This window comes from Iodobacter sp. BJB302 (assembly GCF_002735645.1).
Lineage (GTDB): Bacteria > Pseudomonadota > Gammaproteobacteria > Burkholderiales > Chitinibacteraceae > Iodobacter.
The window spans coordinates 15,762-30,877 of record NZ_PDZG01000024.1; the positions used below are offsets into that span (position 1 = coordinate 15,762).

Annotated in this window: 16 protein-coding genes; 12 read left to right on the top strand and 4 right to left on the bottom strand. The window is 50.0% G+C overall.

What is annotated here, in order from left to right; all coding sequences use genetic code 11:
* Window positions 1–41: 41 nt before the first annotated feature.
* The 3 genes from CSQ88_RS09695 (at window position 42) to CSQ88_RS09705 (ending at window position 2,277) form a co-directional block, all read left to right on the top strand.
* Window positions 42–752 carry a YggS family pyridoxal phosphate-dependent enzyme gene (locus tag CSQ88_RS09695; protein ID WP_099397905.1) on the top strand — a complete coding sequence of 237 codons (711 nt, stop codon included), beginning with the start codon at window positions 42–44 and terminating at the stop codon, window positions 750–752.
* Between the two features lie 103 nt (window positions 753–855).
* On the top strand, window positions 856–1,674 hold the full coding sequence (proC, locus tag CSQ88_RS09700) for a pyrroline-5-carboxylate reductase (protein ID WP_099397906.1): 819 nt from the start codon (window positions 856–858) through the stop codon (window positions 1,672–1,674).
* A gap of 9 nt (window positions 1,675–1,683) precedes the next feature.
* Window positions 1,684–2,277 carry a YggT family protein gene (locus tag CSQ88_RS09705; RefSeq protein WP_099397907.1) on the top strand — a complete coding sequence of 198 codons (594 nt, stop codon included), beginning with the start codon at window positions 1,684–1,686 and terminating at the stop codon, window positions 2,275–2,277.
* 48 nt (window positions 2,278–2,325) lie between these two features.
* On the opposite strand, the gene CSQ88_RS09710 is transcribed toward CSQ88_RS09705, so the two are convergent.
* Window positions 2,326–2,763: an FxsA family protein gene (locus tag CSQ88_RS09710; protein WP_099397908.1), complete on the bottom strand. Its 438-nt coding sequence runs from the start codon at window positions 2,761–2,763 to the stop codon at window positions 2,326–2,328.
* Here CSQ88_RS09710 and cutA point away from each other — a divergent pair.
* The 3 genes from cutA to CSQ88_RS09725 are packed head-to-tail and all read left to right on the top strand — an operon-like array spanning window position 2,762 to window position 5,084.
* On the top strand, window positions 2,762–3,091 hold the full coding sequence (gene cutA / locus CSQ88_RS09715; protein ID WP_099397909.1) for a divalent-cation tolerance protein CutA: 330 nt from the start codon (window positions 2,762–2,764) through the stop codon (window positions 3,089–3,091). The two genes, CSQ88_RS09710 and cutA, sit on opposite strands and share 2 nt — an antisense overlap.
* Window positions 3,088–4,620 (top strand): protein-disulfide reductase DsbD, encoded by a 1,533-nt coding sequence (gene dsbD / locus CSQ88_RS09720; protein ID WP_099397910.1) that lies wholly within the window; start codon window positions 3,088–3,090, stop codon window positions 4,618–4,620. The genes cutA and dsbD overlap by 4 nt, the downstream gene beginning before the upstream one ends.
* The gene (locus CSQ88_RS09725) at window positions 4,617–5,084 is read left to right on the top strand and encodes a TlpA disulfide reductase family protein (RefSeq protein ID WP_099397911.1); all 468 of its coding nucleotides are present in this window, start codon (window positions 4,617–4,619) and stop codon (window positions 5,082–5,084) included. Before dsbD ends, CSQ88_RS09725 begins: the two co-directional genes overlap by 4 nt.
* A gap of 54 nt (window positions 5,085–5,138) precedes the next feature.
* Here the strand turns inward: CSQ88_RS09725 and CSQ88_RS09730 are convergent, their stop codons facing one another.
* The gene (locus CSQ88_RS09730) at window positions 5,139–5,444 is read right to left on the bottom strand and encodes a helix-turn-helix transcriptional regulator (protein WP_046352391.1); all 306 of its coding nucleotides are present in this window, start codon (window positions 5,442–5,444) and stop codon (window positions 5,139–5,141) included.
* A 189-nt stretch (window positions 5,445–5,633) separates the two neighbouring features.
* On the opposite strand from CSQ88_RS09730, the gene gpmI reads away from it, so the two are divergent.
* The 6 genes from gpmI (at window position 5,634) to trpS (ending at window position 12,959) form a co-directional block, all read left to right on the top strand.
* Entirely contained in the window at window positions 5,634–7,172 is a 1,539-nt protein-coding gene (gene gpmI / locus CSQ88_RS09735; protein WP_099397912.1) for a 2,3-bisphosphoglycerate-independent phosphoglycerate mutase, read from the top strand.
* Between the two features lie 257 nt (window positions 7,173–7,429).
* On the top strand, window positions 7,430–8,713 hold the full coding sequence (locus CSQ88_RS09740) for a murein hydrolase activator EnvC (RefSeq protein WP_180273617.1): 1,284 nt from the start codon (window positions 7,430–7,432) through the stop codon (window positions 8,711–8,713).
* Between the two features lie 47 nt (window positions 8,714–8,760).
* Window positions 8,761–10,224 (top strand): S41 family peptidase, encoded by a 1,464-nt coding sequence (locus CSQ88_RS09745; RefSeq protein WP_099397914.1) that lies wholly within the window; start codon window positions 8,761–8,763, stop codon window positions 10,222–10,224.
* 106 nt (window positions 10,225–10,330) lie between these two features.
* Complete coding sequence (locus CSQ88_RS09750; protein ID WP_099397915.1) at window positions 10,331–10,732, top strand: hypothetical protein; 402 nt, start codon at window positions 10,331–10,333, stop codon at window positions 10,730–10,732.
* 179 nt (window positions 10,733–10,911) lie between these two features.
* Window positions 10,912–11,709: a molybdopterin-synthase adenylyltransferase MoeB gene (locus CSQ88_RS09755; RefSeq protein WP_218963058.1), complete on the top strand. Its 798-nt coding sequence runs from the start codon at window positions 10,912–10,914 to the stop codon at window positions 11,707–11,709.
* A gap of 251 nt (window positions 11,710–11,960) precedes the next feature.
* Window positions 11,961–12,959 (top strand): tryptophan--tRNA ligase, encoded by a 999-nt coding sequence (gene trpS / locus CSQ88_RS09760; RefSeq protein ID WP_099397916.1) that lies wholly within the window; start codon window positions 11,961–11,963, stop codon window positions 12,957–12,959.
* A gap of 183 nt (window positions 12,960–13,142) precedes the next feature.
* On the opposite strand, the gene CSQ88_RS09765 is transcribed toward trpS, so the two are convergent.
* Both CSQ88_RS09765 and murB read right to left on the bottom strand, forming a co-directional pair.
* On the bottom strand, window positions 13,143–13,904 hold the full coding sequence (locus CSQ88_RS09765) for a TatD family hydrolase (protein WP_099397917.1): 762 nt from the start codon (window positions 13,902–13,904) through the stop codon (window positions 13,143–13,145).
* 169 nt (window positions 13,905–14,073) lie between these two features.
* Entirely contained in the window at window positions 14,074–15,090 is a 1,017-nt protein-coding gene (gene murB, locus CSQ88_RS09770; protein ID WP_218963059.1) for a UDP-N-acetylmuramate dehydrogenase, read from the bottom strand.
* Between the last annotated feature and the right edge of the window lie 26 nt (window positions 15,091–15,116).

The window sequence follows — 15,116 nt, forward strand, 5'->3', positions numbered from 1 at the left end:
CCCGTCTGATACAGAGCACACACAAGAGTTGATAACCCATTATGGCAACGATATTTACAGCATGGCAAGGTGTGCAAGAGCGCATTGCAAAAGCCGCCGCCGCCAGTCAGAGACAAAGCAGCTCGATCAGCTTACTGGCCGTGAGTAAGACATTCCCTAGTGATGCCATCAGATCGCTGTATTCATGTGGACAGCGCGCCTTTGGCGAAAATTATGTTCAAGAGTTAATAGATAAACATGCAGCTTTAAGCGATTGTAATGAAATCATCTGGCACTTTATCGGCCCCTTACAGAGCAATAAAACCCGATCTGTGGCAGAGTTGGCAGATTGGGTGCACTCTGTCGATCGTTTAAAGATTGCTGAGCGGCTTTCTGCACAGCGTCCGGAACATTTGGCCGATTTAAATGTCTGCATTCAGGTCAATGTATCGGGTGAAGCCTCTAAATCAGGTGTTGCTCCTGATGAATGCATGGCATTGGCGACAAAAATCTGTCAATTACCTCGTATAAAATTGCGGGGTTTAATGTGTATTCCCGAATCTACGCAAGACTTAACGCAGCTGGCAAAGCAGTTTACTCTTCTGCGAAATTTACAAAATCAGCTAATCACCGCAGGCATGGACACAGATACTTTATCGATGGGAATGTCCGGTGATTTAGAAACCGCCATTAGCGAGGGTTCTACCCTCGTGCGGGTAGGAACCGCATTATTCGGCGCCCGCAGCTATCCGGATAATTCATCATTACTTTAGTGTCTGATCTGCCTGAGTGCCGTATTTATATCTGCCCTCAGGCATCAAACAAAACAGACCAGGTAATGCATGATTTTTTTGGGCCAACCAGTGTAAGGAATTTATGAAAATCACTTTTATCGGTGGCGGAAACATGGCCATCGCGATGATAGGCGGCATGATCAGACAGGGCTTTACAGCCGCTCAGATTCATGTGGTTGAACCTGATGCACTCAAGCGGGAACAGCTGAGCGCCGATTTTGGCGTGAGCTGCAGCGATCCGGAAACGGCGCTCCCTCAAAGCGAGGCTATTTTATTCGCAGTAAAACCACAGCAATTACAAGCTGTAGCCAAATCTTTGCGAGAGCAAATCAATGGTGCGCTCGTTATTTCCATTGCCGCAGGTATCAGGGTAGAAACCCTTTCGCAGTGGCTGGATGCATATCCGCGCATTGTACGAGTCATGCCTAATACCCCGGCGCTGGTTCAGGAAGGGATGTCCGGGGCCTATGCAACCAGCGAAGTGAATGCTGCAGACCGGGAATTAACCGAGCGCATGCTGGCTGCCATTGGCGAAATGGTCTGGGTAGAAAAAGAAAGTGATATCGATGGAATCACGGCAATTTCGGGCTCTGGCCCCGCCTATGTATTCTATTTTATGGAAGCCTTACAAGCTGCAGCCCGCGCTCAGGGCTTTGGCCCGGAAATTGCCCGTAAGCTGGCCTACCAGACCTTTGCAGGAGCCGTAAAACTCGCGCTGCAAAGCGAGGACGATGCCGCTACCTTAAGGCAGAAAGTGACCTCCAAAGGCGGCACCACTGAGCGGGCCATTAATGCACTTGAAACCAGCCAGGTACGCACAACCATTATTGCAGCAGCTTCTGCCGCGGCTGCCCGCTCCCGCGAGTTGGGGGAAGAATCCACACGCAGTCTTGAAGTCTGAGGATTTACAATGCTTGCAAACACATTCAATTTTTTAATTCGTAATTTATCAGAATTTTTTATTCTGCTTTTGCTGGCCCGCTTTTTCTTGCAGGCCGCAAGGATTCCATTCAAGCACCCGCTTACTCAGTTTGTTTTATCGCTGACCAACTGGGCAGTGATCCCTGTCAGGCGTATCCTGCCGCCTTTTCACGGGCTGGATAGCGCCAGCCTGATGCTCTCCTGGCTGGTGGCCCTGCTGATGCATGCCGTCTTACTGGCCTTATCTCCATGGCCTTTTGACTTTACAGCGCCGTTTTCACTGTTTTCACTGGCACTGGCAGCCCTGCTTGAAATCTGCAAGATGTCTTTATATCTGCTGTTTGCTACTGTGATCGGCCAGGCACTGATGTCCTGGCTTGCGCCGTATAACCCGCTGATGCCGATTCTTACCGCACTGACAGCACCTTTTCTGCGCCCCTTACACCGCTTTATCCCACCTATTGGGGGTGTGGATATCACGCCTCTGGTGCTGATTCTGGCCATTCAGCTGGTGCTGAATGTTATTGTGCCCAGCTTAGAGCAGATTATTTTGCAAGGCGTCAGCATGATTATGCTGAAATAAAAAAAATCGCCGCAGGCAGCAGCCGGCGGCGATTTTTAAATTAACTCATTAACCTTGTAAGCGATCCGCATCAGGCTTTACCTGGCGATATTCACCATCGATTACATCACCCGCGGCACCGGGCGAAGAATATGTGCCTGCAGCCGGGGAAGCGGCATTTTTTCCTGCCAGCTTGCCCCAAGGCAACAGTAAAACCAGCGCAACCACATCGCCCAAAATACCGGGCAGTAATAATAAAACGGCAGCAATGTAATAACGGGCCACTGCAAACAAGCTGTGAACCGACAAGCGGCCAGAGCGTAAGTCGCCAAATAAAGCCGCACCCACCGCTAATTTATGATGGCGCAACATCAGCAGGCCGCCAAAAAAAGCCGCAATCAGCCACAGCACGACCCAAAAAGTACCAATGGCTTTTGCCAGTAAAACAATCGTGATAATTTCAGCAATCGGGTACGCCACAAAAAGTAATAACAGCAGGTAAGGCATGACAACTCCAGAAAATATTTTGATCGTCCTGTGCAATTGCCCGGACGAGGATGTAGCAAATCGTTTAGCCACCGGCCTTGTAACAGCCCGTTTGGCTGCCTGTGTGAACCAATTGGCGCCAGTACAATCTACATACCGATGGAATGAAAGAATCGAAATCGCGCAGGAAGTTCCCCTGCTGATTAAAACGACCCAAACCGCTTATCCGGTTTTAGAGGCCTGGCTGCAGGAAAATCACCCTTATGAAGTCGTCGAAATTATCGCCCTGAGCCCTGTAGCGGGATTACCCGCCTATCTGAGCTGGCTTAGTAAAGAGGTACAGGCATGATGCTGCGTATTATTTTATTTTTCCTTGCCCTGATGGGCACAGCCCATGCTGCAAATGATTTACTTGCTCCTGAAAAAGCGTTTCAGGCTTACATGGTACAGATTGATGACCATACTCTGGAAGCGCGTTTTAAAGTGGCACCGGGTTATTACCTCTACCGTGACCGGATTACTTTTAAAGCGGATCAGACTATCCAGCCCCAGCTGCCTGCGGGCACAGAAAAAAATGACCCCAGCTTTGGCAAAGTGCAGGTGTACAAGCACGACACCTCGGTACGAATCAAATCCAGCACCCCATTTCCCATAAATGCGGCCATTACTGCAAAATTCCAAGGCTGCGCCGAGGTGGGCGTTTGCTATCCGCCTCAGACACAGATTCTAAAACCAGGTGAGCCGCCAAAAGATGCGCTGGATCAGCTGTTTGGTAAAAGTACGGCTCCTGCTGAAATCGGCCCCGGCGGGGCCGATGTTTATTTCAGCGGCGGATTTCTTGCCACACTAAGCGTGTTTTTTCTGGCAGGCATTGCACTTGCCCTTACCTCATGTATGTACCCCCTGATCCCTATCGTATCCGGCATCGTGCTGGGCAATGGTCAGCAAGGCAAAATGCGCGCCCTGGGACTGACGTTTACCTATGTACAAGGCCTGGCGCTGAGCTACACACTGATCGGGATTGCGGCAGCGGCAACAGGTACTTTACTTGTTGTAGCCTTACAACAACCTTTTGTTATTGCACTGTTCGCCCTGTTTTTTGTCCTCATGGGGCTGGCAATGTTTGGCTTATTTGACCTGCAATTATCCGGCAGCATTCAAAGTAAAATGAATGAATGGTCAAACCGCTTGCCGGGTGGCCAATTTACTTCGGTGTTTGCCATGGGGGCCCTCTCCGCACTGATTGTTGGCCCCTGCATCGCCCCACCCTTAGCTGCAGCGCTGGCTTATCTGGGGCAAACCGGCGATTTACTGCTGGGCGGCAGCGCACTTTATATGCTGGCACTGGGCCTTGGCCTGCCTCTGCTCGCGATTGGTGCTTTCGGCGGAAGCATCCTGCCAAGGCTTTCCGGCCGCATCATGCGCGGAGTAAAAATTGTATTCGGTGTATTACTTATGGCAATGGCCGTATGGGTTGCAAGGCCCTTATGGGAAAAATCAGGAGCAGAAAACGGCCTGCACTTTGCCACAATTAAATCAGAGCAGGAATTAGATCAGGCAATTAATCAGGCCAATGGCAAAATGGTGATGCTCGATTTTTATGCTGATTGGTGTATTGCATGCAAAGAATTTGAACGCGATACACTCAGCGATCCGGACATTCAAAAAACCTTAGCAGGCATGGTTTTACTCAGGGCCGATGTCACACAAAACAATTCTGCAGATCAGGCGCTGTTAAAGCGGTTCAGGCTGTTTGCCCCCCCCGCAATTTTATTTACGGGAAGTAATGGCCATTTTCTGAATGAACGCGTGATTGGCTATCAAAATCCGGCGGCCTTTAAAGCCACTTTAGAACGGCTTCAACAGGAAAAACAATGAAAAAATATTTCATTATCTTGAGTTTACTCAGTGGCCTTGTCCAGGCGGAAAGTGCTGTTTTTTCAGCCCAACTTCCTGATTTACAAAACAAAACACAGTCTTTTTCTCAGTGGAAAGGTAAACCGCTCATTATTAATTTCTGGGCAACATGGTGCAGCCCCTGCAGAGAAGAAATCCCGGAATTTATTGCATTACAAAAACAATATGCAGGGAAAGTGCGGTTTATTGGCGTAGCCATCGACGAGCAAAAAGATGTCGCTGCATTTTCAAAGCAATACGGAATAAATTATCCGGTTTTATTTGGGGAAGCCAATGCAATGGAATTAATGCGTAAAGAAGGTAATCAGCTTGGCGGATTACCCTTTACCGCAATATACAATGCAAAAGGTGAACGAGTTGCAATTGAGCTGGGAAGACTCAAAAAAGAAAAGTTGGAGAATTATTTAAAAGAATTAACGCGCTAATCATCAGCAAAATTACAGCAATCACATCGCGTAAAAAATACGCGATGTAAGAATTTAAAAGCCGCAGAATACGTTTCTTAACATAACAATCACTTCCAGCGTACGTAAATCACCCACACGGTAGTAAACCCGATTGGCATCTTTACGGGTACGCAGCACACCTTTTTCCCGCATCAGAGCCAGGTGCTGGGAAATATTCGACTGAGTCGTACCAACCTGCTCAACGATATCCTGCACGCTGACTTCTTTGTCGCCCAGTACGCAAAGAATTTTTAAACGCAAGGGGTGTGACATCGCCTTCATCGCACGCGATGCCTGATCAATGTGGGGGTCGTCCATATGCTCAATGGAATTGGCCATAATCGCTATCTGAGATTAAAAAAGTTTGAGGGGATATTCTAATTATTTCTGGCTTAATTTGGTAGAAATATTGCCAAACGTCATAGAGGCTATTATGCAATGGGTTAGAATACTAGCAATATTTAAAATTTGTTTGTCTGCTGAGCAAGCATTAAATCCGCAGCAGCATCCATCACAGGAAAAATAAATATGAGCCAAAACGTCAAGCCCGTTCTTTTGCTGATTCTAGATGGCTTCGGTTACCGCGAAGAGACAGCAGATAATGCCATTGCTGCAGCAAAAAAACCGCACCTTGATCGCCTGTTTGCCACCTACCCGTGGACCACGATCAACGCATCCGAAGAGTATGTTGGCCTGCCTAAAGGCCAGTTTGGTAACTCTGAAGTTGGCCACCTTAATATTGGCGCTGGCCGCGTGCTGCAGCAAGACATCAGCCGTATCGACTGTGATGTGGCAGATGGCTCTATCGGTCAGAACGCTGTTTTTGCCGCAGCAATTGAACAAGCGAAAAGCAGTGGCAAAACGCTGCACATCTTAGGCCTGATCTCTGATGGCGGGGTTCACAGCCACGAAGCCCATATTAATGCCCTGGTAGCCGCAGCCAGCGACGCGGGCGTAGGCCAGATCAATGTTCATGCCTTCCTGGATGGCCGTGACACACCACCGCGCAGCGCCGCCGTTTACCTGGAAAAACTGCAGGCCGTTTGCGACAGCCACCCTGCAGCACGGATTGTTTCGGTCACAGGGCGCTACTGGGCCATGGACAGAGATAAGCGCTGGGAACGAATTGAACCAGCCTACAACGTTATGGTTGAAGGTAAGGGTCTCTACCATGCAGACAGCGCCGCTGAGGCTCTGGCAGCCGGTTACGCCCGTGATGAAAACGATGAGTTTATTTCTGCCACCGCTATTGGTGCGCCATCGTCCATGCAGGACGGCGATGTTGTGATCTTTATGAATTTCCGAGCCGACCGCGCCCGCCAGATCACCACCGCACTCACCGATGCCGGCTTTGATGGCTTTAAAGCGCGTCAGCCCAAATTTGCTTCATTCAGTACGGCAACCAATTACGGCTCTGCCTATCCGACACTGCAGGTGGCTTATGACAAACCTAAGGTACAAAACAGTTTTGGTGAGTACATCGCCAACTTAGGCTTAAAACAACTGCGTATTGCTGAAACCGAAAAATACCCGCACGTCACTTACTTTTTCTCAGGTGGCGAAGAAAAAGAATTCGCCGGGGAAGATCGCATCCTGGTGCCTTCACCCAAGGTAGCCACTTACGATTTACAGCCTGAAATGAGCGCACCGGAAGTCACACGCCGGATTGTTGAAGCCATTGAATCAAAGCAATACGCAGCCATTATTTGTAATTATGCCAATGGTGATATGGTTGGGCACTCAGGTATTTTTGACGCTGCGGTTAAAGCAGTTGAAGCTTTAGACCAGAGTGTTGCACAATGTGTTGACGCCATGCTTGCAGCCGGTGGAGAAATCCTGATTACGGCCGATCATGGTAATTGTGAGCTGATGTTTGATCACACAGCACATCAGCCACACACCCAACATACAACAGACCAGGTTCCATTTGCCTATATCGGCCGCCCGGCAACAATGGCGGCACGGGGCAGCGGTGCTTTACGTGATATTGCCCCTACCATGCTGGCATTAATGGGCCTTGATCAGCCGGAAGAAATGACGGGCAAATCACTTGTACATTTGTCCTGAACGGCGAGGGGCATTTGGTAAGATAGCCAGGATGTAATCCATAAAGCGACTGACCACCAGCAGGTGGTCAGATCGCTTATATTTTAGCTTTATGATGCTTAAAGAATAAGAAATCAGGGAAGTAAGCGATTCATTTGCAGGTATTACACCTGCCATACTTCACACTCATTTTTAAGCCTAGGCAGGCTTAAACCATCCCTAAGTAAGGGTAAATACTTGGTAAACTTATAAGAATGCTCAGAGCGCTTTTTCTTTTAATGCTTACAAGCTGTGCACTGGCTGCACCGACTACGCCTGCCGCGCCTAAACAAGAATCCGAAGCAAGACAAGCTGAGTTAAAAGATTTGCGTGGCCAGTTGCAAGAGCTGAAAAAAGACCTTGCAGCCAATGAATCGCACCGCAGCGAAGCCAGCGACGCTTTAAAAGATTCTGAAACAGCGATTTCCGATGCCAATCGGGTTCTTAGCTCCATGCAGCAAGAACAAGCCCTCACCAGCGCTGAAATTTCCCGCCTTGAAAACGATATCAGCCATACCCGCAAAGGGATTCAGGCCAGCCAGCTTCGCCTTGGGAAAATCCTGAAAACACGCTACAAAGCCGGGCAAATTGAAGCATGGCGTCTGCTACTCAATCAGCAAGACCCTAATCAAGTCAGCCGCGAGCTCACTTATTACCGCTATATCAGCCGCTCGCAACTTCAGCTGGCAAATAAACTGGAAGCGCAGCTGAGTGAGCTTTCCCGCTTAAGTGAAGATATCCGGCAAAAAAATGAAGCTTTGCAACAGCTTGCACAAAGGAAAAAACAGCAAAAAGAAATGCTGGTGTCCGAGCAGCAGGAAAAACAGCAAATTGTGAGCAACCTCTCACAAGAAATCAGCAGCCAGCGTAATCAAATCCAAAAACTGGCCGCCGATGAAAAACGGCTGACAGGGCTGGTTGATAAGCTCAACGCCATTATCAAACGCCAGGAGCTTGAGCGCGCCAAAAAAATCGCCCAGGCCAAGCAGCTTGCTGAGAAAAAAGCCAGGGAGCGTGCCGCACGAAATGCGGCAGCTCAAGCCAAAGCAAAAGCCGCTGGAAAACCCGCACCCAAGGCCGAGCCCGAACCAGAAGTCACTACCGCGCTGCCAGATGCGGGTCAGTCCGGACAAGCCTTTGCATCGCTCAAAGGTAAGCTGCGCTTACCGATTAAGGGTGAAATCACCGGCCGTTATGGCACGGCTCGTGGCGAAGGCGGGCAATGGAAAGGCGTATTTATTCGCGCTGCATCCGGCCAGAGCGTCAAAGCGGTAGCCAGTGGCCGGGTGGTTTTTGCCGAGTGGCTACGCGGCTTTGGCAATATGCTGATCGTCGATCATGGCGGTGGATATATGAGTATTTACGCTGCAAACGAGAGCATTCTTAAGCAAGTCGGTGATACGATTAAGGCTGGGGACAGCATTGCCACCAGTGGTAACAGCGGTGGAATGGCAGATTCCGGCTTATACTTTGAATTAAGACAAAACGGCCGCCCCGTAGACCCATTGGCGTGGGCTGGCTAGACCATTACGACGCCCCATATCAGCAAGCCTATAACAGGAAAACACGGATGTCCTCGAGCAACAAAAAACCAAAGCTCCAAAAGATTGCCTTGCTACTGGCAGGTGCAGGTCTGGGCATTGCCCTGAGTCTTTCCTTTAACGCAGTGGCTGATAAAGATGCGGGAGGCAACCCCTTACCCGTTGAAGAGCTGCGTGCATTTTCTACTGTTTTTGGCTTGATCAAGCAGAGCTATGTAGAGCCAGTCGAAGATAAAAAACTCATTACTGAAGCCATTAAAGGCATGGTATCGGGTCTTGATCCGCACTCCACTTATCTGGATGCCGAAGCCTTCAAAGATATGCAGATTCAAACCCAGGGCGAATTTGGTGGCCTTGGAATAGAAGTCAGCATGGAAGACGGCCTTGTGCGCGTTGTATCGCCCATTGAAGATACACCTGCCTATCGTGCCGGTGTAAAAGCGGGCGACTTTATTGCCAAGATTGATGAAACGCCGGTACAAGGCATGTCGCTCAATGATGCCGTGACTAAAATGCGCGGCAAAATTGGCTCGTCGGTGACGCTGACCATGCTGCGTAAAGGCGAAGGCAAGCCCATTATTCTGACGCTGAAACGCGCTGTCATTAAAGTACAAAGCGTGAAATCCAAAATGGCCGAACCAGGCTACGGCTACATCCGTGTTGCCCAGTTCCAGGAGCACACCACAGAAAACGTAGCTCAGGCCCTTGATGCCCTGTACAAAGAAAATAAAGCACCGCTTAAAGGCGTTGTGCTCGATTTACGGAATGATCCGGGTGGCCTGTTAAATGGTGCCGTAGGTGTTTCTGCTGCATTCTTACCTAAAGATGCGCTGGTGGTTTACACCGAAGGCCGCACTCCTGATTCCAAAATCAAACTGACAGCAAGCAAAGAAAACTATCTGCGTCAGAATGGCAGAGAAGATTATTTTAAAAACACGCCTAAGGAAGTGAAAAACGTGCCGCTGGTTGTACTGGTGAATGGCGGCTCTGCTTCGGCTTCAGAAATTGTAGCGGGCGCATTGCAAGACCATAAACGCGCTATTGTGGTGGGTACGCAAACCTTTGGTAAGGCATCGGTGCAGACCATTATGCCTATTGATAACAAAACCGCACTGAAGCTCACCACCGCTCGTTATTTCACGCCACTTGGCCGCTCAATTCAGTTGAAAGGCATTACACCGGATATTGAAGTCGAAGAAGCAGTGCTGAACGGCAAGGAGCAAAACGCCTTCCGTATTCGTGAAGCCGATTTAGGACATCGTTTAGATAATCCGACCGATAAGGAAGCTGGCAGCAAAAAAACAGCATCTGAAACCAAAGCGGAAATCAAAGCAGAAATTAAAAAGCTGAAACCGGCCTCAGCCAGCGAAACAGCTGAAGACAATCCACGTGAAATTGCTTCTAAAAACGACTACCAGTTGCAACAAGCGCTGAATATTCTGAAAGTGCAGCAGATTTTGCAAAATAAAAATGTAGCCGCGCCTGCTAAATAACAGCCGCAGCCTGCATCTGATCAGACAGCTCCTCCGGGAGCTGTTTTTCATTGCGTGCAAAGTAAGTTTCATCGGCCTAAACTAAAACGTCTACAGGAGGATCGCGATGAAACCCTGCTTAAGCAACGGTGCCAGGCATCATTTGATACAGCTCTATCCGCTTCCGCCAGATCAAGCCCTGCATGCCGTACTCTTTTTGAATTCTTTAGAGGGGGTTATTGCACACACATCAGGCAATAAGCCCTGTATCAGCGTACGCTACCCTTTACCCCAATACCGCTTACAGTGGCTGGAAGAGCAGTTAAAGCAAGCAGGCTTTCATTTAGATGAAAGCATCCTGAGCAAAATCAAACGCGCCCTCGCCCACTATTGCGAAGATATCGCCTGCAGTAATTTAGAAATCCCTGAACACAATATTAAAAACCGTGATGTCTACGTTAAAGTATGGGAAAAACATCCGCACGGCGATCACGATGAAACACCAGAAGAACTGCGGCGGTATTTGTAAGGGAGTACTGTGTTAATAATCCTGAGCATGGCTGGCGCTTTTTTTACGAAGCAAAACAAGTTTGAAGAAACGCATTTTGCCGCCTCATGATCTGCCCGTATCCCCCGCTCTTTAAGCCCAAACACGCAGCACCTGCCGCCTTCTCGTATAATTTCTCACCCTAACTGCGATTTTCAACCATGAGCGTCTGCCCAAACCCTTCTGCCAGCTGCGAAGACACGCTGGATGATCAAGCCCTGCTGCGCTACAGCCGCCATATTCTGCTCGATGAAATTGGCATTGAAGGCCAAGAAAAAATCAGCCAGGCCCATGTACTGTTAATTGGCGCCGGAGGCTTAGGATCACCTGCGGCACTTTATCTGGCATCGGCAGGCGTGGGCACGCTCACCATTGTGGACAATGATCAGGTTGATTTATCTAATTTACAGCGCCAGATCATCCACAGCACAGCCAGTCTGGGCCAGAATAAAGCGCAATCTGCCGCTCAGGCCATTTATGCACTGAACCCGCACATCAGGGTTAATGCGCTGAGTACCAGAGCAAGCAACAAAGAACTGGATCAGCTTGTTGCCGCTGCAGATATCGTGTTGGATTGCTGTGATAATTTTGCCACCCGCCATGCTGTAAACCGCGCCTGTGTTAGGCATAAAGTGCCTCTGGTTTCTGGTGCTGCAGTTCGCTTTGATGGGCAGCTTACAGCCTTTGATTCCAGGCTGGACAACGCCCCCTGTTACCACTGTCTGTTTGGTGAAGAAGGCGAGGCCAGCGATGGTCCATGCGCTACTTTTGGGGTTTTTGCCCCTCTCGTAGGGATGATTGGGGCCGCACAGGCAGCAGAAGCACTCAAACTAATTCTTGGCCTTGGCAGCCCGCTGATTGGACGTTTACAGCTGCTGGATGCGCGCAATATGCAATGGCGGGAAATGCGCTATAAGCGTGATCCGGCCTGCCCTGTCTGCGGCTGTAACAAAAGCTAAACAACAATAGTTATCATTAAGTAATCACATACGGTAGACAGACGGCATGAAAGCTGCAATAGTGATGGCCATGAAAGCAACACAAGCCACCCTTTTCGCTACACCCCCAGCCCAGAGCTGGTACTACCGCCAATATATGTTACTGGCGGCTTAAGCTCATTTTATTGAACAATGCCGCCGGTCCAGGCGGCATTGTTATATCCACATACCCCATGGGCTCGGCGGCTTTAATCCAAACAAGGATCGAGTACATGACTTCGCATATTATTCTGACTGGTGACCGAACAACTGGCCCGCTGCATTTAGGCCACTTTGTAGGTTCATTGCAAAACCGCCTTGCCTTTCAGGACAAACATACACAATTTTTAATGTTGGCTGACGCCCAAGCACTGACCGATACCGATCATGATGTGGTACATCGCAATGTGCTTGAAGTAGCACTCGATTACCTCGCTGTTGGCCTTGATCCTGCTAAAAACACGATTTTTATTCAATCGCAGGTGCCGGAATTATCCGAGCTGACTTACTACTTTATGAATCTGGTAACCGTTGCCCGCCTTGAGCGCAATCCTACGGTTAAAGAAGAAATTCGCCAAAAGAACTTCCAAAGGGATATTCCGGCCGGCTTTTTGGCCTACCCGGTAAGCCAGGCTGCAGATATCACGGCGTTTAAAGCCACAGCCGTTCCTGTAGGCGCCGATCAGGCCCCGATGATTGAGCAAACCAACGAGATTGTTCGCCGCTTTAATGCCATAGTGGGCAAAGATATTTTGCTCGAAACGCGCGCCATCATCCCGCAAACGGGCCGCCTGCCTGGGCCGGATGGTAAATCTAAAATGAGTAAATCTCAGGGCAATGTGCTGCATTTATCGGCCAGCCCGGATGAAATTACTCAGTTTGTAAAAAGCATGTACACCGATTCCAAGCACTTAAAAATCAATGATCCGGGCCAGGTGGCTGGCAATGCCGTGTTTACTTTTCTGGATGCGTTTGAGGCGGATATCAGCTTTGTGGATGATTTAAAAGCCAAATACCGCAAGGGTGGCCTGGCAGACTCGGTTATCAAGCAGCACCTGGAAGTACGCCTGCAAGAATTGATTGCCCCTATCCGCAATCGCCGCCTGGAGCTTGCAAAAGATCCGGCACATGTAATGCAGATTTTAAAAGCTGGCACAGCCCGTGCCCGCACCGTAGCGGCAGCCACTCTGGGCGAAGTCAAATCGGCACTGGAGTTGGACTATTTTAGCTAACTCAAATTTCACAGACTTAACAGCAACTCCACCAGCTTAATAAAACCCAAGTCTTGAAATGCGGGCGTTTAAGAGTGCACGGAGGATCACAGAGAAAAACATCAGCAAGTAAAGTTTTCTCCGTGAATCTTCGTGTTCTCTGTGCTCTCTGCGTTTTAAGATCTGGTTTTTTTATATTTTCAATTACAGTAATCCCGGCAACACGGCCCTTGCATTGGCGCATGTGGCGGCGGCTAATTCTTCAAGGCTGATCCCGCGTAACTCTGCCAGCACCTCCGCCATTCTGACGAGTTCGCCGGGTTGATTGCGCTGGCGGTCCAGCCAGGCTGGCGGAATATCCGGGGCATCGGTTTCCATTACCAGTGCTTCTAAGGGTAAATCACGGGCCAGTTTGCGTATCCGCTGCGAGCCTGAATAAGTCATCGCCCCGCCAAACCCCAGCTTAAACCCTAGCGAAATAAACACCTCGGCCTGTTGCACGCTGCCATTAAAGGCGTGGGCAATGCCGCCCTTAACCCGCCATTTACGCAAATATTTAAGCAGCGGATCCTGAGCGCGGCGCAGATGCAGCAGCACCGGCAGATCGAAATCCCGTGCCAGCTTCAGCTGGGCTTCCAGTAGCTCAACCTGCCTTGTAGCATCCAAATTGGGCACATAAAAATCCAGCCCAATCTCACCCACCGCCACCGGCTGATGCTGCTCCAGATAATGCTGCAAAGTCAGCAAATGCTCATCCCGATGCACCGCCGTATAAATCGGGTGCAGGCCAAAAGCCGGAAAACAGCCATAGCGGGTGCGCATCGCCAGCGCATCGGCAAAAGTCGCCTCGCTCACCGCAGGCACCACAATCTGCTTAACCCCAGCCAGCCTTGCTGCCGCCGCCACCTCATCCCGGTCTGCGGCAAATTCCGGGGCATCCAGATGGCAATGAGTGTCTATCCACATAGAGTATTGTCCTTTAGCAGCAGCCCCTTGATCGAAACCACGGGCCGCTTATTTCTCGTATCGCGGCTTCAATGGGGATTTAAGCCCTATGCTAGGAGAGTGCTTATTAAGTTGTGGCTTACAAAAGCTAAATAACTTAGCAGCGATCGGAAGCCCTACTGCGCCAGCATCACCACCAAACCGGCTCTGCCTCCAGCTCTACGCCAAATTTCTCTTTCACATCGGCTTGTACGGCGGCGGTGAGATTGGCTATGTCGTTTTGCGTTGCGCCGCCATGATTCACCAGCACCAGCGCTTGTTTCTGGTACATACCTGCCGGCCCCAGCTGACGGCCTTTCCAGCCAGCGCGCTCAATCAGCCAGCCTGCGGCCAGTTTGTAATGATCTGGCCCTGCAGGATAAGAAACCAGCTCCGGGTGCTCGGCCAGCACCTGCCCGCGCAGCTCAGCCGCCACGACCGGGTTTTTAAAAAAGCTGCCCGCATTACCAATTACCGCCGGATCAGGCAATTTGCGCTGGCGGACATTAATCACCGCCTGAGCCACGGCGCTGGCCGACAGAGGCAAGTCCAGCGCGGCCAGCTCCTGCCCTATATCGCCATAATTCGTTTTAATGCTGGCAGACTTTGCTAATTTAAAGACAACTTCGCCGATCAGCCATTTGCCCGCTTCGGCCTGCTTAAAACAGCTGTCCCGATAGGAAAACTGGCATTCTGCTGCGCTAAATACGCGGGCATGGCCATCTGCAAGGCTATAGGCTGTTAGCTCATACAGGCAATCTTTAACTTCCACGCCATAAGCGCCAATATTTTGCACCGGCGCGGCCCCTACTGTACCGGGGATCAGCGATAAGTTTTCTAAGCCGGCCCAGCCCCGCGCTAAGGTCCAGCTTACAAAGTCATGCCAGTTTTCACCGCCTGCTGCAGCGACATACCATGCTTCATCGTCTTCCCTCAGTAAACGGCGCCCTTTCAAAGCAACAGCAATCACCAGGGCATTGATTTGCTCAGGCAAAACCAAATTACTGCCGCCGCCCAGAACACGCCATGGCAGCGCTTTTAAGCCAGGGTTCTGACAGAGTTCAAATAATTGGGCGGAATCAGTCAGCGGAAGAAAATGGCTGGCAACGGCGGGCAAACCGAGGGTATTAGCGTTTTTCAGATCAAAATTATATTGAATGGGCAACATGGGGAGATCAGATCAAATCAGCAAAG

Coding starts and splice junctions, on each gene's coding strand:
- CSQ88_RS09695 (WP_099397905.1), top strand. CDS start 42: ATGGCAACGATATTTACAGCATGGCAAGGTGTGCAAGAGCGCATTGCA.
- proC (WP_099397906.1), top strand. CDS start 856: ATGAAAATCACTTTTATCGGTGGCGGAAACATGGCCATCGCGATGATA.
- CSQ88_RS09705 (WP_099397907.1), top strand. CDS start 1,684: ATGCTTGCAAACACATTCAATTTTTTAATTCGTAATTTATCAGAATTT.
- cutA (WP_099397909.1), top strand. CDS start 2,762: ATGACAACTCCAGAAAATATTTTGATCGTCCTGTGCAATTGCCCGGAC.
- CSQ88_RS09710 (WP_099397908.1), bottom strand. CDS start 2,763: ATGCCTTACCTGCTGTTATTACTTTTTGTGGCGTACCCGATTGCTGAA.
- dsbD (WP_099397910.1), top strand. CDS start 3,088: ATGATGCTGCGTATTATTTTATTTTTCCTTGCCCTGATGGGCACAGCC.
- CSQ88_RS09725 (WP_099397911.1), top strand. CDS start 4,617: ATGAAAAAATATTTCATTATCTTGAGTTTACTCAGTGGCCTTGTCCAG.
- CSQ88_RS09730 (WP_046352391.1), bottom strand. CDS start 5,444: ATGGCCAATTCCATTGAGCATATGGACGACCCCCACATTGATCAGGCA.
- gpmI (WP_099397912.1), top strand. CDS start 5,634: ATGAGCCAAAACGTCAAGCCCGTTCTTTTGCTGATTCTAGATGGCTTC.
- CSQ88_RS09740 (WP_180273617.1), top strand. CDS start 7,430: ATGCTTACAAGCTGTGCACTGGCTGCACCGACTACGCCTGCCGCGCCT.
- CSQ88_RS09745 (WP_099397914.1), top strand. CDS start 8,761: ATGTCCTCGAGCAACAAAAAACCAAAGCTCCAAAAGATTGCCTTGCTA.
- CSQ88_RS09750 (WP_099397915.1), top strand. CDS start 10,331: ATGAAACCCTGCTTAAGCAACGGTGCCAGGCATCATTTGATACAGCTC.
- CSQ88_RS09755 (WP_218963058.1), top strand. CDS start 10,912: ATGAGCGTCTGCCCAAACCCTTCTGCCAGCTGCGAAGACACGCTGGAT.
- trpS (WP_099397916.1), top strand. CDS start 11,961: ATGACTTCGCATATTATTCTGACTGGTGACCGAACAACTGGCCCGCTG.
- CSQ88_RS09765 (WP_099397917.1), bottom strand. CDS start 13,904: ATGTGGATAGACACTCATTGCCATCTGGATGCCCCGGAATTTGCCGCA.
- murB (WP_218963059.1), bottom strand. CDS start 15,090: ATGTTGCCCATTCAATATAATTTTGATCTGAAAAACGCTAATACCCTC.